Annotated in this window: 23 protein-coding genes; 16 read left to right on the forward strand and 7 right to left on the reverse strand. The window is 66.5% G+C overall.

The window, feature by feature from the left end:
• Positions 1-88 precede the first annotated feature (88 nt).
• From MLP_RS03105 to MLP_RS03180, 16 genes are all read left to right on the forward strand, one after another.
• Positions 89-1,660: an amino acid permease gene (locus MLP_RS03105; protein ID WP_013861549.1), complete on the forward strand. Its 1,572-nt coding sequence runs from the start codon at positions 89-91 to the stop codon at positions 1,658-1,660.
• The gene (locus MLP_RS03110; RefSeq protein ID WP_041789665.1) at positions 1,660-2,508 is read left to right on the forward strand and encodes a glutamate ABC transporter substrate-binding protein; all 849 of its coding nucleotides are present in this window, start codon (positions 1,660-1,662) and stop codon (positions 2,506-2,508) included. Before MLP_RS03105 ends, MLP_RS03110 begins: the two co-directional genes overlap by 1 nt.
• A 31-nt stretch (positions 2,509-2,539) precedes the next feature.
• On the forward strand, positions 2,540-4,402 hold the full coding sequence (locus MLP_RS03115) for a putative nucleotidyltransferase substrate binding domain-containing protein (protein WP_013861551.1): 1,863 nt from the start codon (positions 2,540-2,542) through the stop codon (positions 4,400-4,402).
• Positions 4,403-4,493: 91 nt separating this feature from the next.
• A complete protein-coding gene (locus tag MLP_RS03120) occupies positions 4,494-5,267 on the forward strand; it encodes a GntR family transcriptional regulator (RefSeq protein WP_013861552.1) in 774 nt (257 codons plus the stop codon).
• Between the two features lie 174 nt (positions 5,268-5,441).
• Positions 5,442-6,803 carry an ABC transporter substrate-binding protein gene (locus MLP_RS03125; protein WP_013861553.1) on the forward strand — a complete coding sequence of 454 codons (1,362 nt, stop codon included), beginning with the start codon at positions 5,442-5,444 and terminating at the stop codon, positions 6,801-6,803.
• Between the two features lie 7 nt (positions 6,804-6,810).
• Complete coding sequence (locus MLP_RS03130; RefSeq protein WP_013861554.1) at positions 6,811-7,863, forward strand: LacI family DNA-binding transcriptional regulator; 1,053 nt, start codon at positions 6,811-6,813, stop codon at positions 7,861-7,863.
• A gap of 128 nt (positions 7,864-7,991) precedes the next feature.
• On the forward strand, positions 7,992-8,558 hold the full coding sequence (locus MLP_RS03135) for a hypothetical protein (RefSeq protein ID WP_013861555.1): 567 nt from the start codon (positions 7,992-7,994) through the stop codon (positions 8,556-8,558).
• A gap of 205 nt (positions 8,559-8,763) precedes the next feature.
• Positions 8,764-9,789, forward strand: a complete 1,026-nt coding sequence (gene fbaA / locus MLP_RS03140) for a class II fructose-bisphosphate aldolase (protein WP_013861556.1) — start codon at positions 8,764-8,766, stop codon at positions 9,787-9,789.
• A 117-nt stretch (positions 9,790-9,906) separates the two neighbouring features.
• Positions 9,907-10,962 (forward strand): magnesium transporter CorA family protein, encoded by a 1,056-nt coding sequence (locus MLP_RS03145; RefSeq protein ID WP_013861557.1) that lies wholly within the window; start codon positions 9,907-9,909, stop codon positions 10,960-10,962.
• Between the two features lie 299 nt (positions 10,963-11,261).
• A complete protein-coding gene (locus MLP_RS25970) occupies positions 11,262-12,077 on the forward strand; it encodes a PDDEXK family nuclease (protein WP_049804434.1) in 816 nt (271 codons plus the stop codon).
• 160 nt (positions 12,078-12,237) lie between these two features.
• Positions 12,238-12,666, forward strand: coding sequence for an IS1096 element passenger TnpR family protein (locus MLP_RS25975; RefSeq protein WP_049804435.1), 429 nt, complete (start codon positions 12,238-12,240; stop codon positions 12,664-12,666).
• Positions 12,659-13,327: a DUF2293 domain-containing protein gene (locus MLP_RS03160; RefSeq protein WP_013861560.1), complete on the forward strand. Its 669-nt coding sequence runs from the start codon at positions 12,659-12,661 to the stop codon at positions 13,325-13,327. Before MLP_RS25975 ends, MLP_RS03160 begins: the two co-directional genes overlap by 8 nt.
• 613 nt (positions 13,328-13,940) lie before the next feature.
• The gene (locus MLP_RS03165) at positions 13,941-15,113 is read left to right on the forward strand and encodes an FAD-dependent oxidoreductase (RefSeq protein WP_013861561.1); all 1,173 of its coding nucleotides are present in this window, start codon (positions 13,941-13,943) and stop codon (positions 15,111-15,113) included.
• Positions 15,114-15,123: 10 nt separating this feature from the next.
• Entirely contained in the window at positions 15,124-15,579 is a 456-nt protein-coding gene (locus MLP_RS03170; RefSeq protein WP_041791065.1) for a DUF3151 domain-containing protein, read from the forward strand.
• Positions 15,580-15,661: 82 nt separating this feature from the next.
• Complete coding sequence (locus MLP_RS03175; RefSeq protein WP_013861563.1) at positions 15,662-16,945, forward strand: adenylosuccinate synthase; 1,284 nt, start codon at positions 15,662-15,664, stop codon at positions 16,943-16,945.
• A gap of 20 nt (positions 16,946-16,965) precedes the next feature.
• Complete coding sequence (locus MLP_RS03180) at positions 16,966-18,015, forward strand: LacI family DNA-binding transcriptional regulator (protein ID WP_013861564.1); 1,050 nt, start codon at positions 16,966-16,968, stop codon at positions 18,013-18,015.
• 136 nt (positions 18,016-18,151) lie between these two features.
• On the opposite strand, the gene MLP_RS03185 is transcribed toward MLP_RS03180, so the two are convergent.
• The 7 genes from MLP_RS03185 to MLP_RS27830 all read right to left on the reverse strand — a co-directional run bounded on the left by MLP_RS03185 (position 18,152) and on the right by MLP_RS27830 (position 24,315).
• Entirely contained in the window at positions 18,152-19,429 is a 1,278-nt protein-coding gene (locus MLP_RS03185; RefSeq protein WP_013861565.1) for a glycoside hydrolase family 32 protein, read from the reverse strand.
• A gap of 135 nt (positions 19,430-19,564) precedes the next feature.
• Positions 19,565-20,845 carry a glycoside hydrolase family 32 protein gene (locus tag MLP_RS03190; protein ID WP_013861566.1) on the reverse strand — a complete coding sequence of 427 codons (1,281 nt, stop codon included), beginning with the start codon at positions 20,843-20,845 and terminating at the stop codon, positions 19,565-19,567.
• Positions 20,846-20,871: 26 nt separating this feature from the next.
• Positions 20,872-21,708, reverse strand: coding sequence for a carbohydrate ABC transporter permease (locus tag MLP_RS03195; protein WP_013861567.1), 837 nt, complete (start codon positions 21,706-21,708; stop codon positions 20,872-20,874).
• Positions 21,709-21,716: 8 nt separating this feature from the next.
• Positions 21,717-22,646, reverse strand: coding sequence for a carbohydrate ABC transporter permease (locus tag MLP_RS03200; RefSeq protein WP_013861568.1), 930 nt, complete (start codon positions 22,644-22,646; stop codon positions 21,717-21,719).
• Entirely contained in the window at positions 22,646-23,320 is a 675-nt protein-coding gene (locus MLP_RS28800; RefSeq protein ID WP_013861569.1) for an extracellular solute-binding protein, read from the reverse strand. The genes MLP_RS03200 and MLP_RS28800 overlap by 1 nt, the downstream gene beginning before the upstream one ends.
• A 29-nt stretch (positions 23,321-23,349) precedes the next feature.
• Positions 23,350-24,027, reverse strand: a complete 678-nt coding sequence (locus MLP_RS28805; protein ID WP_013861570.1) for an ABC transporter substrate-binding protein — start codon at positions 24,025-24,027, stop codon at positions 23,350-23,352.
• 111 nt (positions 24,028-24,138) lie between these two features.
• On the reverse strand, positions 24,139-24,315 hold the full coding sequence (locus MLP_RS27830) for a hypothetical protein (RefSeq protein WP_156821009.1): 177 nt from the start codon (positions 24,313-24,315) through the stop codon (positions 24,139-24,141).
• Between the last annotated feature and the right edge of the window lie 37 nt (positions 24,316-24,352).

A 24,352-nucleotide genomic window follows, 5' to 3' on the forward strand; every position in this document is an offset into this window, starting at 1 on the left:
AGATCCATTTTCCTTCCCTCCACCCGGTCTTTTCCCCCTCCTCACCCGGTCTCTTTCCCCCTTCTCCCCCCGAAACCGAAGGAACCTCATGACACAAGTCGACACCAGACCAAGTGATGACCCCAGTGCTCATCTGAACGCTGAGCAGGTCGGATACAAGCAGACCCTCGGACGTCGCCATGTGCAGATGATCGCCATCGGTGGCGCCATCGGCACCGGACTGTTCCTCGGCTCTGCCTCGCGGCTGCACAACGTCGGCCCCGCGCTGTTGCTCAGCTACGCCTTCGTCGGCGTGATCGCCTACTTCTTGATGCGGGCGCTCGGCGAGCTCGTCCTGCACCGTCCGACCTCGGGCGCCTTCGTCTCCTACATGCGGGAGTTCTTCGGCGAGCGGGCTGCCTTCGTCACCGGCTGGCTCTACTGGCTGAACTGGGCGCTGACCGGCATCGCGGAGCTGTCCGCGGTCGGTCTTTACATGCAGTACTGGTTCCCGACGCTGCCGACCTGGGTCACGGTGCTGGTCGCCTTGGCCGTGGTGCTCAGCATCAACCTGCTGTCGGCTCGCGCGTTCGGTGAGTTCGAGTTCTGGGCGGCGATCGGCAAGGTCGGCGCGATCGTGGTCTTCCTCGCGGTCGGCACCATCGTCGTCGTCTTCGGCATGAACGTCGGCGACCACAAGGCAGGGATCTCCAACCTGTGGAGCAACCCGGGTGGCTTCTGGCCGACCATGGATCCCTACAACTGGTACGGGCCGCTGCTGGTCATGTCCGGCGTCGTCTTCGCCTACGCCGCGATCGAGATGGTCGGCGTCGCCGCCGGCGAGATGGAGGACTCCGAGCGGGAGGTGCCCAAGGCGGTCAACGCGGTCATCTTCCGGATCGCGGTGTTCTACTGCGGCTCGATCCTCCTGCTGGTCTGCATGCTGCCGACCCAGGAGTACACCGCCGGCACCAGCCCATTCGTCACGGTCTTCGACCGGATGGGCCTCAACTGGATGGCTGCGCTGATCCAGGCGATCTTGATCATCGCGGCGATGTCCAGCTTGAACTCCGGTCTCTACTCGACCGGGCGGGTGCTGCGAAGCCTCGGCATGTCCAAGCAGGCGCCCGCCTTCACCTTGAAGATGAGCAGCCAAGGCGTGCCGTGGGCCGGCATCGTGATGACGTCGGTGGCCTTCATCCTCGGTGCCGTGCTCAACGCGGTGGCACCCGACGCCTTCGAGATCGCTCTGGAAGCCTCCGCCATCTGCATCGTGTTCACCTGGTCGACGATCTTCTTGTGCCAACTGCGGCTGCGCAGTCTGGTGAACAAGGGCGTCATCCCGCCGAGCAAGTTCCCCGCTCCCGGCTATCCGTGGACGAGCTACATCGGCCTGGCATTCCTGGTGTTCGTGCTGGTCGGCATGCTGATCTCCGGCTGGCAGTCGTCGCCGTACTTCTGGCACAAGACGAACTTCCTGGTGGTGGTCTTCGGCATCCCGATCATCATCGCGCTGCTGGCCATCGGCTGGAAGGTCGCCAAGCCCGGCGTCATGGCCCACACCAACGGCCGGATCGCGCCGGTCTGGTCCGACAGCGGCCCGACGTACGGCGCGGGAGCCACACCAGACGTCCTGGACAGCAACGAGAACGATGACCAGCCCAACCCGGAGGCGAAGTGATGAAGTCCACGATCGGCAAGGTGCTGGCCGCCGCGGTCGCGGTCGTCTGCACAGCAACGCTGGCCGCGTGCGGTTCCAGCGAGGGGCCCAACCCCAATCCGTCTCTGGTGCCGGGCGCGAGTCCGGGTGGCAGTCTGCGGATCGGCATCTCCTTCGACCAGCCTGGGCTGGGCATGCAGGATGGCGACAAATACACCGGCTTCGACGTGATCACTGCGACGTACATCGCGAAGTCGCTCGGGGTTACGGAGGAGAACATCAACTGGGTCGAGGCGAATCCGGCCAATCGGGAGAATCTGCTCGCCAGCGGTGCGGTCGACCTGGTGCTGTCCACCTACTCGATCACCGATGAGCGCAAGCAGGTGGTCGACTTCGCGGGGCCGTATTTTGTCGCCCATCAAGACCTGCTGGTCCGGCGCAACGAGGAGGAGATCACCGGGCCGAAGACCCTCGACGGCCGGCTGCTCTGCTCGGTGACCGGCACCACGTCGGCGGCTCTGGTCAAGGAGCAGTACAAGGGCAAGATCGAACTGCGGGAGTACGCGCGATTCTCCGAGTGTGTCGATGCCCTCAATCGCAGCGAGGTCGACGCAGTCACCACAGATGACGTGATCCTGGCCGGGTTCGCCGCAGAGCCGCAGTACAAGGGCAAGCTCCGGGTCGTGGGCAAGGGCTTCTCGGACGAGAATTACGGCGTCGGAATCAAGAAGGGCAACACAGAGCTGGTCGAGCAGGTCAACACTGCGCTCAAGGAGTACATCGCCGATGGCTCCTGGAAGGCGGCGCTCGACCAGACCGTGCGGCCCTCGGGCTACAAGATCCCGGCCCCGCCGACCCCGGGGAGCTGAGCAACCGGCTGAATCCGGCAGGATCCATTCTGTGGATACGACTGCGACTGAACTGGCGGACTTCCTGCTCGCCTATCAGCCCTTTGCCTCCCTCGACCCGGATGCCGTCGCCAGTATGGCGGCGGCAGCCCGGGTCGAGCGGTTTCAGGCCGGTGAGCTGATCCTCGACGCCTTCCGGGATCCGAACAGCGAGATGTTCGTCGTCGTCGATGGTCAGGTCGACCTGTGGAACGAGCGGGACCGCATCCTGGAGCTGCCCAACGAGCGGCTCCGGGCCGGTGCGGTCTTCGGGTTCTCCTCCATGCTCACCGAGCGCTCAGTCGGCCCACGGGCCGTCGCGGCGGGCCCGACCACCGTGGCAGCCATTCCAGCTGCAGTCGTCGGGCCGGCGCTCACCTCTCCCGAGGGCGCCAAGTTCCTTGCCGAGCACGTCTCCTCGGCGATCGCGCGAGGCACCCAGCACCCGACGTACAGTCTGATCGACGACCTGATCAGCCATCAGCCGCTGGTCGTGGAGGCGTCGAGTTCGGCGTACGAGGTCGCCCGGCAGATGACCGAGGCCGGCCGGGGGTACGCGGTCGTGGGCCGCGGGGAAGGAACGTACGCCGTCGTCAGCGACGCGGCGCTGCGCCGTGAGCTGATCGTCGCTGGGCGCGCTGCGACGACGCCGGTCGGCGATCTCCTGGATGAGCCAGCCCCGGCGGTGCACCTCGGCGACTCCGCGACGGAGGCGTTGATCCTGCTGCTGGAGTCCGAGCAGGACTTCCTGGTGGTCACCGACGCCGCCGGCCGGTTGTGTGGTGTGGTGGCGCCGCGGGACTTTGCGGTTTCGCCGACCACGGCCGGCGTCTCTTTGCACGAGCAGTTGCGTCGGGCTCCCGACATCGAGGAACTGGTTGCCCGAGGGCGTCGGGTGCTGAGCACCCTCGACCATCTGCTGGCCGGTGGACTGACCCCGGACCGGGTGATCAGCATCTATTCGACGATGATCGATGCCCTCATCCGCCGGGCGATCACGCTGGTATTCGAGGAGCATCCTGGGCTGTCTCTCGACGCATTCGCCTGGCTTTCGCTGGGCAGCAACGGGCGGCGCGAAGCGGTGCCGAGCTCGGACGCCGATACCGCAGTCGCCTTCGCCGACGATCTGCCCGAGCCCGAGCACGACCGTTATCGTCGCGCCTTCGGCGAGGTCCATGCCGTGCTGAGCAAGGCCGGCCTGAGCGGGGATCATCACGGTGCCACCGCGGCTCATGCGCCGTTCTCGCGCACCAGCAAGGCCTGGCGTGCGGCGGCCCTGGACTGGATGTCGGATCCCGGCAAGAACAAGGGCGCCGTGATGGCCTCGCTGCTGGTGGATGGCCGGGCGATCTTCGGGGACCCGGCGCTGCTCGGGGTGGCTCAGGTGTTCACGGACCTGCGGCGCCACCCCGGCACGATGCGGCTGCTGCTGCAGGAGTCGCTGGCGCGTCGGGCCAAGCGCAACACGATGCTCGATACGCTCCGCGGCCGCGATGACTCGTTCGACATCAAGCGGCGAGCGATCCTGCCGGTCGTCAACCTGGCCAGGTGGTCGGCGTCGAGTGTCGGCTCGTCGGCGCTCTCCACGGTCACCCGGCTGGAGGATGCCGCTGGCTCGGCCATGCTGCCGGCCACCCGGGCTGCGAACCTGGTCGAGGCGTTCCAGGTGTTGCAGCGGCTGCGGCTGCGCTACCAGTTGAATCAGCTACGACATGGGATCCGGCCGACCGACCTGATGGTCCTCGATGATCTGTCGCCGATCGACCGCAGCCTCGTCCAACAGTCCGTCCGGGAGGTCGCCGCCGCGCAGCGCCGGATGGACAACGTCTCGCAGTACGTCCCGATCGAGTCCTGGACCGCTCCCGAAGATGGGTGAACTGGTACATACTGGTCTGCGGTGGTCTTATGTGACCAACGGCGTGACTCGGTGAGCGACTTCGGATCAGGAGTCCGGGTGAGGAGACAGCGTGCAGCGAGAGCTTGGCGGCGGTTCGTACGGCGGCTATCGGGTGGAGCGGCCGCTCGGCTCGGCCACCACCAAACGTGCGCAGGTGCGGGCGATCCTGGAGCAGCTGATCGAGGCCGAGCTCAGCCCCGGTGACGCCATCCCGTCGGAGCGGGTGCTGGTGGTCCGGCTCGGCGTCAGTCGGGTGACCGTACGCCAGGCGATCGCCGATCTCGTCGAGGCCGGTGTCCTGGAGCGGGTGCACGGCAAAGGCACCTACGTCACCGGCCCGCAGATCGACTCTCGGCTGCACCTCACCTCGTTCTCCCGCGAGATGCGCGACCGCGGGCTGCTGCCGGCCACCGTCGTGCTGTCGGCGAGCGAGGAGGCCGCCGCCGACGACGTGTCGTACGCGCTGCGGATCCGGCCCGGGAGACCAGTGGTCCGGGTCGAGCGGCTGCGCACGGCCGACGGCACGCCGATGGCGTACGAGGTCGGCTACTACCCCTCGATCCTGTTCCCGGGGCTGTTGCAGCGAGAGCTGGGTTCGCTCTACGACGTGTTCGCCAGCGAGTACGGGGTGGTCGTCACCAGCGGGGAGCAGACCGTGCGGGCTGAATCTGCGGACGCCCAGCAGGCTCGGGTCCTCGGCACCACCAAGCGAGCGCCGCTGCTGGTGCAGGAACGGGTCACCTATGCCGGGGACCGCGCCATCGAGCTGTCCACGTCCTGGTATCGCGCGGATCGCTACCGGATCCACATGGCCATCACCCCCCGTGGCGCCCGGGAGAACTGAGCGGCCTCCCGCGGGTCGGCTTCCCGCGACCGGACCGCGCCGAAAGGAACAAATTCACCAGGTCGAATCGGTTTAGCACCTCTTCCCCGAAGCGGCTGTCCACTGCTAGCGTGCGACGTGCTAAACGGATTCAGCACAGTTGGGTGCTGTCCCGCTTCAAGGAGGAACGAACCTATGGCTGACCACGCCTACAACCAGATCCGGCGACTCTCACGACGCCGCTTCCTCACGACCAGCGCGTTGGCCGGAGCCGGCGTGGCCGGCGGGGGCGCGCTGCTGGCGGGCTGCGGCAACAGCGCGAGCTCCGGGTCCAGCGACAGCGGGGAATCGGGCCGCAAGGCATCCGGCTCGATGACCTGGAGCGCCTGGGCGAACCCGGGTGAGGCCGAGCGGTTCCGGGAGTACACCAAGCAGTGGAACGAGCGAACTGGCGTCAACGCCACCTTCCAGCTGGTGGTCGGCGACTACCTGGCCAAGCTGATGACCCAGCTGGCCGGAGGCGCGGCACCGGACGCCTTCTACGCCGGCGACGATCAGCTGACCAAGATGATCGAGACCAACAACGTGCTGGCGTTGGACGACTTCCTCGCCTCTGACCAGGCCACCGGTCAGTTCACTGACCACTTCGCCGGTCTGACTGGGTGGATGAAGGGTCCGGACGGCAAGGTCTACGGTCTGCCCAACGACTGCAACCCGATCGTCTTGTGGTTCAACAAGAACATCTTGAACGAGGCTGGCGTCGAGGACCCCGCGGCCCAGCAGGAGGCGGGCACGTGGACGCTCGACGCGTTCGGCGATCTGCTGACCAAGGTCAAGGCGTCCACCGGCAAGGCCGGCAACGTCATCGAGGCCGGTTGGTGGGGCTTCTGGATGGGCTGGCTCAGCGCCCAGGGTGGCACCTTGTTCGACGAGGACGGCAAGGCGGTGTTCGACACCGATGCCAAGTCCCAGGCCACGCTGGAGTGGATCATCGAGCAGCTGAAGAGCGGCACCATGCTGTTCGGTGGGTCGCTGCCCAAGGGGCAGGGCGTGGATGCCATGTTCTACGCGAGCCAGCTCGCCACCATGTCGTATGGTCGGTGGGTACTGCCGAACTTGCGGAAAGTCAAGGCCAAGGTGGACTACGACCTGGTCGTGCTGCCGTCGGAGGACGGCAAGTCGATTCCGAGCGTGCCGGTCGGCACCTCCTCGATCGCGGTGAACGCCAAGGCCAAGAATCCCGAGGCGGCCCAGCTGTTCGTCAGCGACTACACCAATCTGGAGGGTCAGAAGTTCCGGCTTTCCGGTGGTGGCAATGCGCTGCCGACCCTGCCTGGGCTGGAGAGCATCGCGACCGAGAACAACGACCCGCCGCACGGCGGCTGGTTCAACGATCTGACCAAGGTCGGCTGGGGCACGCCGAAGGCGATCTACTCCTCGCCGGAGGTGGGCTCGAGGCTGCCGCTGCTGGTCACCAAGCTGTTCGGCAGGGAGTCGCTGCCGACCCTGACGGCCAAGAGCTTCTCGGAGCAGGTCGTCGGACTGCTCAACGGCTGAGGTTGGCATGACCCGGCGTGTCACCCTGGCTGATGTGGCGGCGCGCGCCGGAGTGTCCAAGACCGCGGCCAGTCTGGTGCTCAACGATCGGCCCGGATCCCGGCTCTCGGCGCATGTCGTGAGTCGGGTCCGGGCCGTCGCTGCCGAACTCGACTACCGGCCGAACCCGGCCGCTCGCACCCTCCGCCAGGGCAGGAATCGCACCATCGGCTTCGTCTCCGACGAGGTGACCATCACTCGCTATGCCTCGGCGATGATCAGGGGAGCGCTCGACGTCGCACAGCAGCACGACCACACGGTGCTGATCACCGAGACCGGGACGAACCGGGACTGGCGGGAGCGCGCGGTTCAGGTGGTCGCCGACCAGCGCCCGAGCGGTCTGATCTTCGCACTGATGGGGGCCAAGCAGATCGACGTGCCGACCCTCGTCGAGGGCTTCCCGGTCGTGATCTTGAACGGGACCAGCTCCGCCGGACACCGGGCGGTGCTGCCGGACGAGTATGCGGCCGGATCGCAGGTCGCCGACGTGCTGCTGACCGCCGGTCACCGGCAGATCGGCATCATCGGGCTGCCGTCGGGTGGAGAGCTCGATCCCCGTATCTCGGTCACCATCGGCGAGCGGATCGCCGGAATTCGTGCGGTTCTCGACGGGGCAGCGGTCGCCCCGGTCGGGATGTCCGTGCCCGTCGGGGCGACGGGGGTCGTGTGGGAGCCGGAGACCGGCTTCGCGGCAATGCAGCGCATCCTCACCGAGCATCCCGAGCTCACGGCGGTGATCTGCCTGAACGACCGGCTCGCCTTCGGTGCCTACCAGGCCATCCAGGAGAGTGACCGGCGGATTCCGGACGACATCTCGGTGGTCTCCTTCGACGACGACGAGGTGGCGGCCTATCTGCACCCGCCGCTCACCACGGCGCGGATTCCCTATCTGCGAATGGGGGAGCTGGCGATGGCCATGGCACTCGGTGTGGAGTCGGGGGCGCCGGAGCTTTCGCCCGGGGAGCCGCGGACGGTGCCGATGCCGATCCAGCATCGTGGCTCGGTCGGTCCTCCTCGTTAGCTGCGGGATCGTCTCCGTAGTCGGAGATCATCCCGCAGCTAGTGGTGCCTAACGAGCGGACTACCGCCCTGCTCGCTTGGCCGAGTGGACCTCGGCGCATACCGTCTTCTCATGCGAAAGGTGCGGCGATGAGCATCGAGCCTGGTGTCCGGCCGTGGTTTACCACCGGTTCGCCGTACGAGGAACTGGTGTTGCCCTATTACCCGTCCGCGGCACTGCAACGGTTGCGGAACCGTCGGCGCAGGTTCATCTCCCGGATCGTCAGCCTGGTGATCACGCTAGGGATCATGATCGCCATCTATGTCTGGCAGCCTGCGCAGTTCGTGGGTGTCTCGTTGTGGCTGGTGTACGGGATCGTGCTCGCGATCTCGCTGGGGTTCGCGGTCTTCGCGCTGATCGGCTGGTTGCAGGCACGCAGGATCGTCGCCGGGCTGGGTCAGGGGATCGCGCTGCGCCTGGGCCGGCCCGGCGTGGAGATCGGCGGAGCGTACGTGCCCTGGGCCGAGCTCAGCTCGCTGACCGTGCGGAAGGGCAAGCTCGGACACGGCCCGCAGTTCACCGTGACCCGCGGCGACGGGCAGCGTCTCGCGGTGCCGCTCGATCAGCTCGACGTGTTTCCAGCCACGCTGGACAGCACTGCACGGGCGTACTCCGGGGGCCGGTTCGGCGTCGACCTCACCGCATTGGGCAACTGAGTCACTGGCCGGAGCGGACCACTGCCGCTCCTGGTCACAGGGTTGTCGGACGCCCTTGGGTCACCGCACCGGACTCTGAGAGACTGAGCCGTGCTGGACCAGCGCGTCGGTGCCCGCCGGCGGACGTCTGTCCACGAGTTTCGCCCCGGAGTTCCACCCAAAGGAAGTCCAGCCAAGGAAGTCCAACCCAGAGAAGAGTGACGCAATGCCTATCGCAACCCCCGAGGTCTACGCCGAGATGCTCGACCGGGCCAAGCAGAACCACTTCGCCTACCCCGCCATCAATGTGAGCTCCTCGCAGACCTTGAATGCTGCGCTGCAGGGCTTCACCGAGGCCGGGTCCGACGGCATCATCCAGGTCTCCACCGGGGGCGCGGAGTACCTGTCGGGACCGACGGTCAAGAACATGGTCACCGGCAGCGTGGCGTTGGCCGAGTATGCGCACGTGGTCGCCAAGAACTACCCGGTCACCGTCGCCCTGCACACCGATCACTGCCCCAAGCCCAAGCTCGAGGGTTTTGTCCGGCCGCTGCTGGCGATCTCGACCGAGCGAGTCAAGAACGGCCAGAACCCGCTGTTCCAGTCGCACATGTGGGACGGCTCGGCCGTGCCGGTCGAAGAGAACCTGGCGATCGCCGACGAACTGCTCGCCCTCACCAACGCGGCCAAGATCGTCCTCGAGATCGAGGTCGGGGTCGTCGGCGGTGAGGAGGACGGCGTCTCGAACGAGATCAACGACAAGTTGTACACCACCGTCGAGGACGGGCTGCGGACCATCGAGGTGCTCGGGTCGGGGGAGAAGGGCCGTTACATCACCGCTCTCACCTTCGGCAACGTGCACGGTGTCTACAAGCCGGGCTCGGTCAAGCTGCGGCCCGAGGTGTTGAAGGACATCCAGGAGCAGGTCGGCGCGAAGATCGGCAAGGAGAACCCGTTCGACCTGGTCTTCCACGGTGGCTCCGGCTCGACTCTGGCCGAGATCCGGGCGGCCGTCGACTACGGCGTGGTGAAGATGAACATCGACACCGACACTCAGTACGCCTTCACTCGTCCGGTCGCCGGGCACATGTTCACCAACTACGACGGTGTGCTGAAGGTGGACGGCGAGGTCGGCAACAAGAAGGCCTACGACCCGCGGGCCTGGGGCAAGGCCGCCGAGGCGGGCATGGCCGCTCGGATCGCCACCGCGTGTGAGGATCTGCGCAGCGCCGGGACCTCGCTGAGCGCCTGATCTGTTGGTCCGGTTGAGGGGGGTGGTGTCCGACATCACCCCCTTCTGCTTCCTCGCCCCGGCAGATAACTCCTAGGTCTGGCTGCCCCCGATCCTCGGAGCGGGCAGACTGGGGATGTGACTGCTGGTTCGGGTGAGTTGACTGCCACCACGGGGACGCTGGCGGGGCCGATCCCGGTCAGCCGGGTCTGGGCGGGTACCAAGGTGCTGGCCGAAGATCTGGCCGGTGAGGACCTCGGTGATGTGCTCGACCTGCACGACGATGCGTTGTGCTGGTGGGTGCTCGACCGCTCCAGCGACTATGCCCAAGACGCCCTCCGACGGCTGATCAAGGAGTTCGACCTCGACGCGCTGGTGCTGCACGAGCTCGTCGCGACCGATCATCGAGCCAAGTTCGAGGAGATCGGTCAGGCTCGGCTCGTTCTCACCAATGCGGTGACCATTGATCAGCACACGGCGCAGGTCACGGTGCATCCCGTTTCGGTGCTGGTGACGGATCGAGCTCTGGTCTGCCTCGCCGATGTGACCGCAGACATGGACCCGCGTCGCTGGTTGGCGGCGGCAGGGGAGCGGCTGGCCACCGGTGGGACGGCCGCCGCGTTGCAGGTCCTCGTCTCAGGGGTGATCGACTCGTACGCCGTTGTCGTCGACTGGCTGGAACAGGCCGGAGATGAGCTGGCCGACGAACTGTTCACCGGTCGGCCGCTGAGCAAGGAGCAGCAGCTGTGGGCGTTTCGGCTGCGGTCCGCGTTGACGAGCGTCCGGCGGGTGACCGAGCCGATGCGCGCGGTGGTGGCCGATCTGCGCGACGTCCATCCGGTCACCAAGCCGAAGGCGCAGCGCAAGGTCGAGTCTCTCACCGGTCGTCGTTGGGCACTGATCGCGGAGCATCACGACCGGGTTGCCAATGCGGCCGACTCGCTCGCCGAGTCCCTCACCTCGGTGTTCGAGACCTCCCTGGCCCTCGCCGACCTGCAACTCAACGTGATCATGAAGAAGCTCACCGGATGGGCGGGCATCGTCGCCGCGCCGACGCTGATCACCGGTTTCGTCGGCATGAACGTCGGCTTCCCGCTGCAGGGGACCGGGTACGGCTTTTGGGTCTATCTGGTGCTGATGATCATTGCCGTAGGTGTGCTGTGGTACGTCTTCCGGCGCAAGGACTGGATCTGACCTGGATTGACTGGATTGAAAGGTGCGCAGATGTAGTTTCAGTCGGCTGGAACTACATCCACGCACCTCTCGGAGCCGGCTCGGATCGCTTGACTTGACTGTGGCTGAGCGCGGTGTTGTCCTTTTGGCTTGGGTGTTGTCCGTTGCGCTGAAGCTCTGGCGCAAGGGTGCCGGCGTAGTTCACAGTGGGCGGCATGCCTGGTCGTCAGCAACTTCCTGTGGTCTTGAGGGACCGGCCGTTCAGCCGTGTGCGTGCCGACGCTGAGGGTGTCTCGCCCGGGCTCCTTCGAGGACCCGGGGTGCGGACTCTCGTACGGGGCGTCTACCTCGCGGCGGAGGTTGAGCCGACGCTCACGCACGAACTGGCGGCCTTCCTAGGTGTACTTCCCGCCGGAACAGCCGTCGACGGGGTCACTGCGCTGCACTATTGGGGTGTCGAGATCGGGCCGGTCACGCCGTATCGGTTCGTGACGACAGCCGCCTATCAGTCGAAGCGTCCCGAGGTACGGGTCCGCCGAGCCGGGGAACTGCCGGCATGTCGCGGGGTCGTGGTGCGTCCGGTGCCGGCTCTGGTGGCCGCACGGGTCGATCTGACGCTGCTGCAGTTGGTCGAGGCGGGCGATTGGCTGATCCGGGCAAAGCTGGCCACCTTGGCGGAAGTGCAGTCGGGACTGTCTTCGGCGTCGGGTCGACACTGTCTACGGGCGCGGGAGGCGGCCGGGCTGGTACGCGTCGGATCCGCATCGCCTCGGGAGAGTCGGCTGCGGTTGGTGCTGGTGGCGGCCGGATTGCCGGAGCCGGCGTGCAATGTCGACCTCGGCGATGAATTCTGGTTCATCGCCTGCGTGGATCTCTATCTGGGCGAGTGGCAGATCGCCATCGAGTACGAGGGTGATCACCATCGCACCGATGCGCGTACCTATGGCAACGATCTGTTGCGATATGAGGCGTTGGCTGCAGCAGGGGTCCTGGCGATTCGTGTCTCGAAGGCGCACCTGCGGCAACCCAGGGAAGTCGCCGCCAGGATTCATGACGCCCTTGTCTCCCGTGGCTACGATGGCCCGCCACCGACGTTCGGGCCGTTGTGGCGGGCGGTGTTCGGCCCGAATGCCTGAGTTCGACTCCTTCGCAGGTCAACCCACGGATTGAAAGGTGCGCAGATGTCGTTTCAGTCGGCTGGAACTACATCCACGCACCTTTCAATCGTCAATCGGCATGAACGCTCGCAGGATGCCAGATCGGCGATCACGTCAGGGGACACGATGGAATCGTTGGGTGGCGACGAAGGACACCACTCAGAGCGGTGATGGCGTCATCGACCAACTCATCGACTCCCAGCATCCTCAGTGGCTCGAGGTGATCGCTGCCGCGCGCCTTGATGAAGCGGCCGAGGTCGATCCCACACCTGAGCAGGCGGTCCGGCCATATCGCTGGCTGATCGAGACGGTCGGTGACGGGGTGGCGAGGCCTCATGTTCTCGACGGCGCTCGCGCCTGTCCGCCGGAGGGCCGCGGTGGGGTCTGGGGGTACGCGAATCTGATCGCGGCCAGCGCCGATCCGAACCATCCCGAGCCCGAGGATCTCCTGGCGTGGGTCGGCGATGGCTTCGATCCTGAGGCATTCGACCTTGTTGAGGTCGATGCCAGAGTGGTGGCGTACGGTCGGACGCAGGAGCTGAGACGTTGGAGGCGTGGCAATGGCTGAGCGGGCCAAAGACATCGTCGTGATCATGGGCCGGCGCCCGTTCACCTGTGCCGGCTGCCAGGAGGAGTTCGATCGCGGCAGCTGGTTCCGGATGGACGACGAGGGCACCCTCTGCCTGGACTGTGCCGACCTCGGACACCTGGAGTTCCTGGGCAGCGGCAATGCCGCGCTCACTCGGCGTGCGAAGAAGCACAGCCGGCTGTCGGCCGTCGTGGTGCAGTGGGCCCGAGCGCGCAATCGATACGAGCGGCAAGGGATCCTGGTCGAGCCCGGGGCCATCGAGCAGGCCGAACAGGAATGTCTCGCCGATGTCGAGGTCCGGGAACGCCGTCGACAACGCGATCTCGTCAGACGCGAAGCCGAGGACGAGGATCTGGTGGAGAGGTTCGCCGCCGCCATCCGACAGCAGTTTCCCGGATGCCCCGAGTTGCGAGCGGCGCGGATCGCTCGGCACACCGTGACTCGGAGCAGCGGACGTGTCGGTCGTAGTGCCGCCGGTCGCTCCCTGGACCCGGAGGCGGTCCGGCTTGCGGTGGTCGCCTCTGTCCGGCACGTCGACACCCCGTACGAGAACCTGCTGATGGGCGGATTCTCGCGCCAAGAAGCCCGGGATGAGGTACGTGACCTCGTGGACGAGGTGCTCACGGGCTGGCAGGCGTAGGAGAGACTCGCCCGCGAGCCACGAACGACCGCTGTTGCGATCGGAAGGCCGGCGTCGGTCGCCATCGAGAAGTAGCAGGTGGTTCCGAAACTGACGGATCGGAACCGCTTGCTACTTCTCGTGAGCTTGAGCCGGAATCGAGGGGGCCGACTGATGCGTCAGCTGCCAGAACTGCCAGTCAGCTGGTGGGGCAGGCCAACTGGGGTCAGGTCGCCAGCCGGGATCGGGCTCCCATCCGGGGGGTGGCGGTGGCCACCCCGATGGGACCTGAAAGATGACCCGCGGTTTCGGCGGAATGAGCACGGTGATCGGGACCTCAGACCCGCTCAGTCGCCGCCGCTTGACCTTCACGGGCGACGGACGGGGAAAGACCCATATTCGTTCCGACACCGTACGACGTGCAAGGGCTGAAGGACCCGCCGGGCTCGGTTCTGGCAGTTCAAGAGCGCCGCGACGGAGGGCCTGCGTACCCGCAGCTGACCGGGCAACGGATTGAAAGGTGCGCAGATGTAGTTTCAGCCGGCTGAAACCACATCCACGCACCTCTCGATCGCACGGCTGGTACGAGATCGGCTAGCGTGGCCGGGCACGGAGACTCCAACCAGCAGAAGGAATGACCTTGGACTCGCAGTACGTCGTCATTGGTGCCGGCCTGGCCGGCGCGGCCACGGCGTGGCAGCTGGCGAAGGCCGGGCACGAGGTGACACTTGTCGAACGGACCCGGCCGGCGGCCGCCGACGGCAGCTCACACGGATCGGCCCGGATCTTCCGCTATCCGTACGCCGATCTGCTCTACACCGAGCTGGTGGTGCGGGCCCGGGCCGGGTTCGACGAGCTGGAGGCCGGTTCGGGACGGCAACTGATCACCCCGACCGGTGAACTGGACTTCGGCTCGGTACGCAACCCGCGCGCCTTGGCGGCGGTGCTGGAGGTAGCCGGTGTCGACCATGAGCTGATCTCGGCCGAGGTGGCCCAGCAGCGGTTCCCGCAGCTGGCGATCGACACCGAGGCGTTGTGGCATCCCGGAGCCGGGGTGATCGACGCCGAGACCACGGTCAACGTCATGGTCGAGGCCGCTGTGGCGGCCGGTGCGCGGGTGCTCACGTCGTGGCCGGTCGATGGCGTCACCGCCACCACGTCGGGCTACACCGTGCTCGCTGCCGACGGCCGGTCGCTCGACCCGGAGCGGGTGGTGGTCGCTGCCGGCGGTTGGCTGCCGACCTTGCTGGATCGGCTGCCACTGCACGACGGGTTCCGGGCGAGTCTGCCGCCGCTGGAGATCAGCCAGGAGAACGCCTTCCACTTTCCCTACGCCGATCCGGATCAGGCGTGGCCGACGCTGATCTACGAGGACCCCGAGATCTTGACCTATGCCTTGCCGGGCGGTCGTGATGCGCAGTTCCGCGGTATGAAGTTGGCCGAGTTCAATGCCGGCCGGAAGATGGCGAGCGCGGTCGACCAGGACGGCACGATCGATCCGGCTGCCCGGGACCGGGCCGTGGCCTATGTCAAGCGCCATCTGCCCGGACTGGTGCCCGAGCCATACGCCGAGACGACCTGCCTGTTCACCAACACCCCGACCGAGGCCTTCGTGATCGACAGCGTCGACGGCATCACCATCGTCTCGGCCTGCTCCGGGCACGGCGCCAAGTTCGCCCCAGTGACCGGTGAGCTGGCCGCGGCCGCTGCGACCGGTGACCTGGCGGCGGTGCCCGCGGTGTTCCGGCCCGCCACCGGTGAGTCGGCCGGGTTTGCCGCCCGGGCGAACTCCCGACGAGTCAACTAGGGTGACGGCCGTGAGTGAACCTCATCGCAACCTGTTGGCCGCCAGCAACGCAGGTCCGAGGCCGACCCTGCTGCCGGTGATCGGCCCAAACCTGGCAGACGATGCCGATCATGAGGCTGTTGTCGCCGCCGCGATCGCCGCCCCGGCGGCGAGTCTCGCCTGGGCGATGCTCGCCGAGGAAGCGCTCGCAGCGGACACCAGCGAGGCCGACGTGTGCGCGTACGCCTTCGCCCGGACCGGCTACCACCGCGGTCTGGATGCGCTCCGCCGAGCGGGTTGGAAGGGGGCCGGGCCGATTCCGTACGAGCACGAAGCCAACCGCGGATTCTTACGTGCGCTATGGTCTTTGGCCCGCGCGGCGCAGCGCATCGGCGACACCGAGGAGTTCGATCGTTGTGCCCAGTTCCTGCGCGATTCCACCGAGACCGGTTACCAGGCTCTGAGCAGCGCATTCACACCTGGCTGAGGGTCGCTACAGTGTGGCAGTAAGAGTCCCTGCGGCAATGAATGCCCAGGGACTTCACTGCTGAGTTGAAGGCGGCGATCACATGCCGGGCATTGTGGTGATGGGAGCCCAGTGGGGCGACGAAGGCAAGGGCAAGGCGACCGACGAGCTGGGTGACCGGGTCGACTATTGCGTGCGCTATTCCGGCGGCAACAACGCCGGTCATACGGTCGTCGTCGGGGGTGAGAGATACGCTCTGCACCTGCTCCCTTCGGGGATCTTGAACCCCAACTGCATCCCGGTGATCGGCAACGGCGTCGTGGTCGACCTCGACGTGCTGTTCACCGAGATCGACGGGCTGCGGGCCAGGGGGGTCGAGATCCCCACGTTCCTGGTGTCGGCCAATGCGCACATCATCGCGTCCTATCACCAGACCATCGACAAGGTCACCGAGCGATTCCTGGGCAAGGCCCGGATCGGTACCACCGGTCGTGGCGTCGGCCCGGCCTATTCCGACAAGGTCAACCGGATCGGGCTGCGCATCCAGGATCTGTTCGACGCCTCCATCCTGCGGCAGAAGGTCGAGGCTTCGCTGGATCAGAAGAACCATCTTCTGGTGAAGGTCTACAACCGGCGGGCGCTGGACCCGGTGCAGGTCACCGAGCACCTGCTGTCGCACGCCGAGCGGATCGCCCCGTACGTCGCCGACGTCAGCCGGGTGCTCAACACCGCCCTCGACGAGGGCAAGGTGGTGCTGTTCGAGGGTGCCCAGGCCCATCACCTCGATGTCGATCACGGCACCTATCCGTACGTGACCTCGTCCAACCCAATCGCCGGCGGCGCTTGCGTCGGCGCTGGGGTGGGGCCGACCCGGATCAACCGTGTGATCGGCATCGCGAAGGCCTACACCACCCGAGTGGGCGAGGGCCCGATGCCGACCGAACTCTTCGACGCCGACGGAGATCGGCTGCGGGAGATCGGGGTGGAGTTCGGCACCACGACCGGCCGCAAGCGGCGCTGCGGTTGGTTCGACGCGCTGGTGGTCGAGGCGGCGTGCCAGGCGAACGCCTTCACCGACATCTTCTTGACCAAGCTCGACGTGCTCACCGGCTGGGAGCAGATCCCGGTGTGCGTGGCGTACGACGTGAACGGTGTCCGGCACGACACGCTGCCGGTCAGCCAGTCCGACTTCCACCACGCGACACCGATCTATGAATACCTCGACGGCTGGACCGAGGACATCAGCAACTGCCGTTCGTTCGACGAGCTGCCGAAGAACACCCAGGCGTACGTGAACCGGGTCGAGGAACTCTGCGGCGCCCGGATCTCCGGCATCGGTGTCGGCCCGGACCGGGAGCAGTCGATTGTGATCAACAGCCTGATCTGACCCACCCCTAGAATCCGTCCATGCTGAGAAAAGCCACCTCCCAAGATGTCGCCGATCTCGCCGGGGTATCCAGAAGTGCTGTCTCGCTGGTGCTGAACGGCCGGGGGGACGGCAACATCGCGGCCGACAAGCAGGCGCTGATCATCGAGGCGGCGCGCAAGCTCAACTACACGCCGAATACCGTCGCGCTCAGCCTGCGCTCGCGGCGGAGCGCGACGATCGGGGTGGTGACGGACTGGATCGCCACCACCGCGTTCGGCGGCAAGCTGCTGCAGGGGGCGTCCGATGTCGCTGCGGCCGCCGGCTATCTGCTGCTGGTGATCGATACCCAGAACTCCGCCGAGCGGGAGCGGGACGCCTTCGAGAGACTGCAGAACCGCCAGGTCGACGGCTTCTTGTTCGCCGCCCAGAGTCTGCGATCGTACGAGCCGGGGGACGAGTTGCGCATCGCACCAGGTGCGCTGGCCAACTGCTTCGATCCGGACGATCGGGTCCCGGCTTTCCTGCCCGACGAGGTGAGCGGGAGCAAGTCGGCGACCCAGCACTTGCTCGACTGTGGGCACCGCGACATCGTGATGCTCATGGGCACACCCGAAGCGGTCGCCGCGGGCCTCCGCGTCCAGGGCTTCGTGGAGGCGATGACCGAGGCCGGTCTGACCGCGCCCGAGCCGGTGGTGACGGGCTGGGACATCGACAAGGGCTACGCGGCGGCCATGCAGGTGCTGACCCGGCCCGACCCACTGCCCACGGCGATCGTCGGCGCCAATGACCGCTCGGCAGTTGGCGTCATCCTGGCCGCGGCGGAGCTCGGGCTGTCGGTCCCGGGAGACCTGTCCGTGGTCGGCTACGACGATGACGAGAACGTGGCGCCCTGCCTGGTGCCGGCCCTCACCACGGTCCGACTGCCGCACCGGGAGATGGGGGAGCAGGCGATGCAGGTCCTCCTTGATGCGGTGCTGAACCCCGCACCATCGCCGGCCGCTGGTGGCCGCGGCCCGCAGCCCCGGGTGCTGCTGGACTGCCCGCTGGTGGTGCGGGACTCGGTGACGGGCCCACGAGCGGGAAGATGACCTGCCCGGCGTGCGGAGGAGCGATGAGCGACGGCGCCCCCGGCGAGTGAACTGAGCCGATTCCGGAGAGCGCCGTCGTGAAGAGTGACGACGTAGCTGGTGAACGCAGATCGTCGTCCCGCTCGTGGGCCGAAGACTAGTTGAGGGTCCAGACCTGATAGTCGGCGGAGGAGGTGATCTGCCACCGGCTGGTCGCGGTCGGATAGTGCCGGGTGGTGGTCGATGCCCCGTCGCCGAACGCTTCGATGATCGAGCCGTCGACCAGGATCCGTCCAGGGCCGTTCGTGCGGACGACCTGGTCCCGGAAACCCGTGGTCGGGTCGGCCAGCACCAGTTCGACCGGCCCGGAGGCGACGATCTCGAAGGTATGGGCGGAGATCGTCCCGTCCTCGTCCGGCTCCAGGAGCTCGGTCCGCAGGCCGGAGAGCTCGGTGGCCGGCCGGCTCACCAGCACATCACCGTCGAGCATCAGTTCCCGCGGGAAAGTCAGAACGCCGGCCCAGCCGGCTTCCTGGATCTGGGCAGCGGACCGGTGCGGTCCTTCCCAGGCCCAGCCCCACAGCAAGACCCGGTCCGGCTCGACCAGCGCCTGCGGGGCATAGAAGGTGTCGCCATCGTCCACGGTGCCGCCGGCGCGCGCCACGAAGCCGAGCTCGTCACCGTCCGAGCCGACCAGGTCGCCGACCAGATAGCGAACGCCGAAGAGCTGGTGGTAGGCATCGATCTGCCGCCACAGCGAGAGGATGATCACCCAGCTGTCACCGAGCTGGAAGATGTTCGGGCACTCCCAGATGTTCGCCGGCGCCACCGAGGCGGCGATCGGGTCGTCGATCGTCAGCAGCGGGCCGAGATAGGTCCAAGACTCCAGATCGTCGCAGGAATAGAGCAGCAGTTGCGGCGAGCCGTACGGGTGCCCGGCTCCCTGTACCGCGTACCGCTTCCCACCGTGGGTGAAGAGGAACGGGTCGCGGACCTCGGCGATCGACGGGTCGTCGGGGTTGCCGATCTTGCCGACCGGGTCCTGGAGCCAGCGGCGAAGCGTACGGTCGCTCCTGGCCAGGCCGACCACCGCATTGTGCGGACCGTCGTGCACCGCCGTGTAGACCGCGGTGGGTACGCCGCCGTCATCGACGATGCAGCCCGACCAGCAGCCTTGCTCGTCGATGCTGCCCGGGGTCGGGGTGAGCGCGATCGGCTCCTCGGTCCAGTGGATCAGGTCCGGCGAGCTGGCATGGCCCCAGTGGATGTTGCTGTGGTCCGGGCCGGCCGGGTTGTGTTGGTAGAAGACGTGATAAACCCCATCGATCCGGCATGCCCCGTTCGGATCGTTCAGCCAGCCGGTCGGGGGTTGAACGTGCAACCGGGTCCGGGCGATGTCGTCCGACCCCAGGTCGCGTGCGTGCGGCAGGTTCACTTGCTCACGCCTGCGGTCGGCTCCTCAGAGAGGAGACGCTGGCCGAGGATGAGGGGCATGGTGGAGTTCTCCTCTGGTTCGTGGTGATGGTGGGGTCGCCGCGGCGATCGCCGGCAGGCACGCCTGAGGATACCGTCAATCGTGGATCCTATTGGCGGGGCCCGGCAGTCCAAGTAGCCAGATTCGCAGCTCCGCGCCACCCTCGATCCGCCACTGCGATCGCGATCCGGGGTAAGCACGCAGCGTCTGCGGGGGTTCACCGTCGACGAATACCTCGACGATGCTGCCGTCGACCAGGATCCGGATATCGCTGGACTGCTCGCGCTGATGATCGAGGACCGTCTCGGTGATGGTGTCGTGTTCCAGGGCGAGCCGCACCGCGGCGGTGCTGCCTTCGACTTCGAACGCGCGGGCGGTCACGACTCCGTCCACCGGAGCCAGACGCTCCTGGCGTAGTGCGACGAGTTCTGCGGCTGGCTCGGAGAGCAGTACGCCGTCGACCAGCCTGAGTTCGCGTGGGAAGGTCAGGGCCCCGGTCCAGCCGGCCGCTGTGATCGCTTCAACCGGCCGGCCGAGATCCTTCGTCCAGCCCCACAGCAGCCGTCGCTCCCCGTCCTTGAGCACCTGCGGCGCATAGAAGCTCGGACCTATGTCCACCGGGCCTGCCGACGAGGGGCGGAAGCGCAGACCGTCACCGTCCGGCTCCAGTTCCCCGATCAGGGCGAACACCTCGCCATGCCCGTGCCCGTCCGGCTCGATACTGAGCGGAGATACCAGCAGCAACCAACTGCCGTCCAACTCGAACAGATTGGGGCACTCCCACACATTGCTGTCGCCATATGCCGCCGCGATGGGATCGTCACCGGTAAGCAGTTCCCCGAGGAACGACCACTCTCGGAGGTCGTCGCAGCCGTAGAGATAGACCCGAGGCTTCTCGCCGGCCAGCCCGCCGCCTTGGACGGCGTACCGGTGCCCGCCGAAGGTGAACAGGTAGGGGTCACGGATGCCGATGCCACGCGGCTGGTCGGAGTCCGCGAGGACTGCGTCCTCCTGGACCCAGGAGACAGCGGCGCGGTCACTGGTGGCCAGTGCGACACCGGTGTAGTCGGTGTGCGTGATGGCGGTGTAGACCGCGGTGGGGGTGCCGTTCTCGTCCACCAGGCAGCCGGAGAAGCAGCCGCGCTCGTCCGGCCCGCCCGCCCGTGGCACCAGGGCGATCGGCTCCTGGTGCCAGCGGACGAGATCGGTCGAACTGACGTGCCCCCAACAGATACCGGCGTGCACCGGGGCGTTCGGGTTGTACTGGAAGAACACGTGGTATCGACCGTCGATGACGGCCAACCCGTTCGGGTCGTTCACCCAGCCCTGGTCCGGACGCCCATGCAGGCCTGGGAACGACGGGTCGGTGTGACTCACTGGCGGTGACTCACTGTGCCCGTGACTTACTTGCCGACGCCGGCGGTCAGACCCTCCCGCAGCGGCTTCTGCCCGAAGACGAACACGATCAGCGCCGGGATCATCGAGAGCACCACGCCGGCGAGGACCGTCGAGATGCTGCCGGTGCCCAGGTTGCCCTGCAGCGTCACCAGGCCGAGGGGCAGGGTGAAGTTCTGTTCGCTGATGGTCATGATCAATGGTCGGAAGAACTCGTTCCAGTGGTAGTTGAACGCGAGGATTCCGACGATCGCCAGACCTGGTGTGGCCAGCGGCAGATAGACACTGAAGAACGTACGCCAGGGGCCTGCGCCGTCGATCTGCGCAGCCTCGGCGAGCTCGGCCGGCAGCCCCATGAAGTACTGCCGCATCAAGAACGTCCCAAAGGCGGTTGGCAGCGCGGGCAGGATCAGCGCCAGCAGGGTGTCGGCCAGGCCCATGCCGCGGATCAGCATGAACACGGGGACGATCGTCACCTGCATCGGCACCATCATGGTGGCGAGGATGGCTCCGAACAGCAGGTTCTTGGCCCGGAACTCGAACCGGGCGAAGACATAGCCGGCCATGGCCGCGCTGAGCATCTGCCCGATCGCGACGATGACCGTCACCAGGGCGCTGTTGTAGAAGTACAGCCAGAACGGGATCTTGTCGAACACATCCGCGAAGGCGGAGAAACCGACGTGGCGGATGTTCGTCTCCGGGTCGGTCGGGGACAGGGCCGTGATGACGGTCCAGACCACCGGTCCGAGGGTGAGGAAGGCGCCGAGGACGAGCACGGCGTACTTGGCAACTTTGCCGAGCCCTTGTAGCGGTGAGGGCTTGGCGACTGCGTCGATGGTTGACATCTATGACCTCACTCGTAGAAGACGAAGCGCTTGCTGAGCTGGAACTGGATGGCGGTGACGAGCATGATCAGCAGCGTGAGCACGATGCCGATCGCCGAGGCGAGGCCGAACTCGAGCTGCTGGAAGGCCGACTCGTAGATCACCATCACCGCGGTCCGGGTCGAGTCGCCGGGGCCGCCGCGCGTGAGGACGTAGGGCTGGTCGAAGATCTGCAGGGCGCTGATGATGGCCATCACCGAGGCGACCAGCATCGTCGGGCTGACCAGCGGCAGCGTGATGTGGCGGAACTGCTTCAAGCCGGTGACGCCGTCGATGGCGGAGGCCTCGTAGACCGCCCGCGGGATGCCCGAGACGCCGCCGATGAACAGCAGGAAGGTGAAGCCGAAGTTCTGCCACACATAGACCAGCAGCACGACGACCTTGGCGCCGAAGCCGGTGGTCAGCCAGCCGACGCTCCCGATCCCGAGCAGGTTGAGGAACTGGTTGACCAGGCCGAACTCCTGGTTGAACAGGTAGGACATGATCAACGACACCGACGCGGCGGACAGGATCAGCGGGAAGAACAGCGTCGACCGGAAGAACGTACGCACCCGCTCCGGCATCCTCGACTGCACCAGGATCGCGAGTCCCAGCGCGATCGCGAGCTGGATGATCACCGCCGCGATCACGAAGGTAATCGTGTTGAAGAACGACACCCGGACGGTCGGGTTGGCCGCGAGCTCGGCGAAGTTCTGGAGGCCGACGAACTCAGGTGCGGTGATGATGTCCCACCGGAAGAACGCCAGCACGATCGAGCCGATGATCGGGACGAAGGAGAACAGTCCGAGCCCGATCAGCGTCGGGGCCAGGAAGACCCAGACGAGGAGTTGGTTCTGTTTGCGGCTTCGCCGGGCATCAACCTGCGGGGTGGCGGTGGGAAGGGCGGTCTTGGTGGACATCATTGCCTCCTCAGTGCGAGCTCGAGGTCGCGTTGCATCGTCTCGAGTGCCGGCCGGACACCGTCTGGACCGTTGGTGATTGCCGGGACGACGTTTTTGATCAGCGCCGACTCGACAGCGGCCTGCTGTGGCGGGGCCGGGAAGGGCCCGGTGTCGGGGAACTTCTCCAGCGTGTCGTAGAAGACCTGCCAGTGCTTCGGGCCGAGGTCGCCGCCGTACACCTTGTCGTTGAGCGACCTTCTGGGGATGGACGAGTCCGGCTTGCTGTGGGCGATCGACATGCCCTCGACGGAGACGCAGTACTTCAGCCACTGCCACGCGTCTTCCTTGCGCTGCGAGGTCTCCATGATCGCGTAGCCGCCGGCGCCGAACTGGTGCCGCTGCCCACGCATCTTCGGGAAGTACGTCACGTCGTACTCGTCGTTGGCGACGCCGGCCTCGCTCAGACCCTGCACCCAGAAGCCGCCGGCCGGGGTCATGCCCACCGCACCAGTGGAGAACAGGGCGACCAGCTCGTTGCCGCCACCCTGGGCCGGGTTCGCGGCAAGTCCCTCGCTCACCATCTTCTGGAGGACCTGGAAGCTCTCGATCGTCCGATCGTTGAGTGCGTCGGCGTTCTCCCGCAGGAAGCCGCCACCGCGGGGCGTCTCTTTCGGATAGAACCGCTGCCACAACCAGTCGCCACCGGGAGCCTTCTCCTCGGTCAGGAAGCTGGTCTGGTTGATGTACAGCCAGGCACGACGCCACCCCAGAGCCGGTTGTTCCAGAAGTAGGACAAGAACTTGTCCTTGGCGCTGTCCTTCATCCGACGAGCGACGTCGAAGAAGTCCTCGAGTGTCCAGTTGTCGTCCGGGCGCTCGATGCCGGCACGCTCCATCGCCGAGGCGTTGTAGAACACGTTCGCGGCGTTGAAGTTGTCGGGCAGCTGATAGAGATTGCCCTTGTAGAGGAACGACTCGATCAGTGAGGGATGGACGTCGTCGAAATACTCCTGCATGTCGGCGGCGTCGCGCTGGACGAACTCGTCGATCGGATAGGCCATCCGGGAGGCGAACAGCTGGGTGCCCTCGGTTGCCGTGGTCACGATGTCCGGCGGGTTGCCGGCGGCGACCATGGTGAGGATCTTGGCGAAGTAGGAGGCCCAGTCCTGGCCCTGGATCGCGACGATCCGCACCGGGATGTCGGGATGCTGCTTCTGGAAGCCATCGACGAGGCCTTGGCGTTGCGCGGCGTCTTGCGCCGTGCCGAGCACGGTGATGGTCAGCGCATCCTGCCCACGGCCGGGGATGTCGGCCCCGGTCAGCCGTGGCCAAGAGATCGCGGTGCCGACGATGCCGAGGCCGACGGCCCCGATCATCGCTCTTCGGCTGAGATCAACCACTTTGTTGCTCCTTCTCTGACAGTTGACCGGTCAGAGACCTAACGCGTGTTAGGTTTGAGGATTCCATAATGATTCATGTAACTAACGCGTGTCAAAGCTCAGGTTGACGGGTCAGGAAAGCGGTGATGAGTTTGTGATTTGCTGGATCGTTTTGGTGGCTTTCGCGGGCTTCGTGGCGCCGCCGCCCATCTCGACTCCGCACCATTTGCTGCGACTGCGCACCATGTGCGCCTGGTGTGCAGTCGCCCGAAATGGTGCGAAGTTGTCGTTCGGGGTGGCCAGGGTCATCGTGGGGAGTGTCGGAGTGGCCCGACCAAAGTGGTGC

This window comes from Microlunatus phosphovorus NM-1, assembly GCF_000270245.1.
Taxonomy (GTDB): Bacteria; Actinomycetota; Actinomycetes; order Propionibacteriales; family Propionibacteriaceae; genus Microlunatus; species Microlunatus phosphovorus.

Excerpts from the sequence above, each read along its gene's own strand:
- MLP_RS03105 (WP_013861549.1), top strand. The coding sequence starts at position 89 with ATGACACAAGTCGACACCAGACCAAGTGATGACCCCAGTGCTCATCTG.
- MLP_RS03110 (WP_041789665.1), top strand. The coding sequence starts at position 1,660 with ATGAAGTCCACGATCGGCAAGGTGCTGGCCGCCGCGGTCGCGGTCGTC.
- MLP_RS03125 (WP_013861553.1), top strand. The coding sequence starts at position 5,442 with ATGGCTGACCACGCCTACAACCAGATCCGGCGACTCTCACGACGCCGC.
- MLP_RS03130 (WP_013861554.1), top strand. The coding sequence starts at position 6,811 with ATGACCCGGCGTGTCACCCTGGCTGATGTGGCGGCGCGCGCCGGAGTG.
- MLP_RS03135 (WP_013861555.1), top strand. The coding sequence starts at position 7,992 with ATGAGCATCGAGCCTGGTGTCCGGCCGTGGTTTACCACCGGTTCGCCG.
- fbaA (WP_013861556.1), top strand. The coding sequence starts at position 8,764 with ATGCCTATCGCAACCCCCGAGGTCTACGCCGAGATGCTCGACCGGGCC.
- MLP_RS03160 (WP_013861560.1), top strand. The coding sequence starts at position 12,659 with ATGGCTGAGCGGGCCAAAGACATCGTCGTGATCATGGGCCGGCGCCCG.
- MLP_RS03165 (WP_013861561.1), top strand. The coding sequence starts at position 13,941 with ATGACCTTGGACTCGCAGTACGTCGTCATTGGTGCCGGCCTGGCCGGC.
- MLP_RS03175 (WP_013861563.1), top strand. The coding sequence starts at position 15,662 with ATGCCGGGCATTGTGGTGATGGGAGCCCAGTGGGGCGACGAAGGCAAG.
- MLP_RS03180 (WP_013861564.1), top strand. The coding sequence starts at position 16,966 with ATGCTGAGAAAAGCCACCTCCCAAGATGTCGCCGATCTCGCCGGGGTA.
- MLP_RS03195 (WP_013861567.1), bottom strand. The coding sequence starts at position 21,708 with ATGTCAACCATCGACGCAGTCGCCAAGCCCTCACCGCTACAAGGGCTC.
- MLP_RS03200 (WP_013861568.1), bottom strand. The coding sequence starts at position 22,646 with ATGTCCACCAAGACCGCCCTTCCCACCGCCACCCCGCAGGTTGATGCC.
- MLP_RS27830 (WP_156821009.1), bottom strand. The coding sequence starts at position 24,315 with ATGACCCTGGCCACCCCGAACGACAACTTCGCACCATTTCGGGCGACT.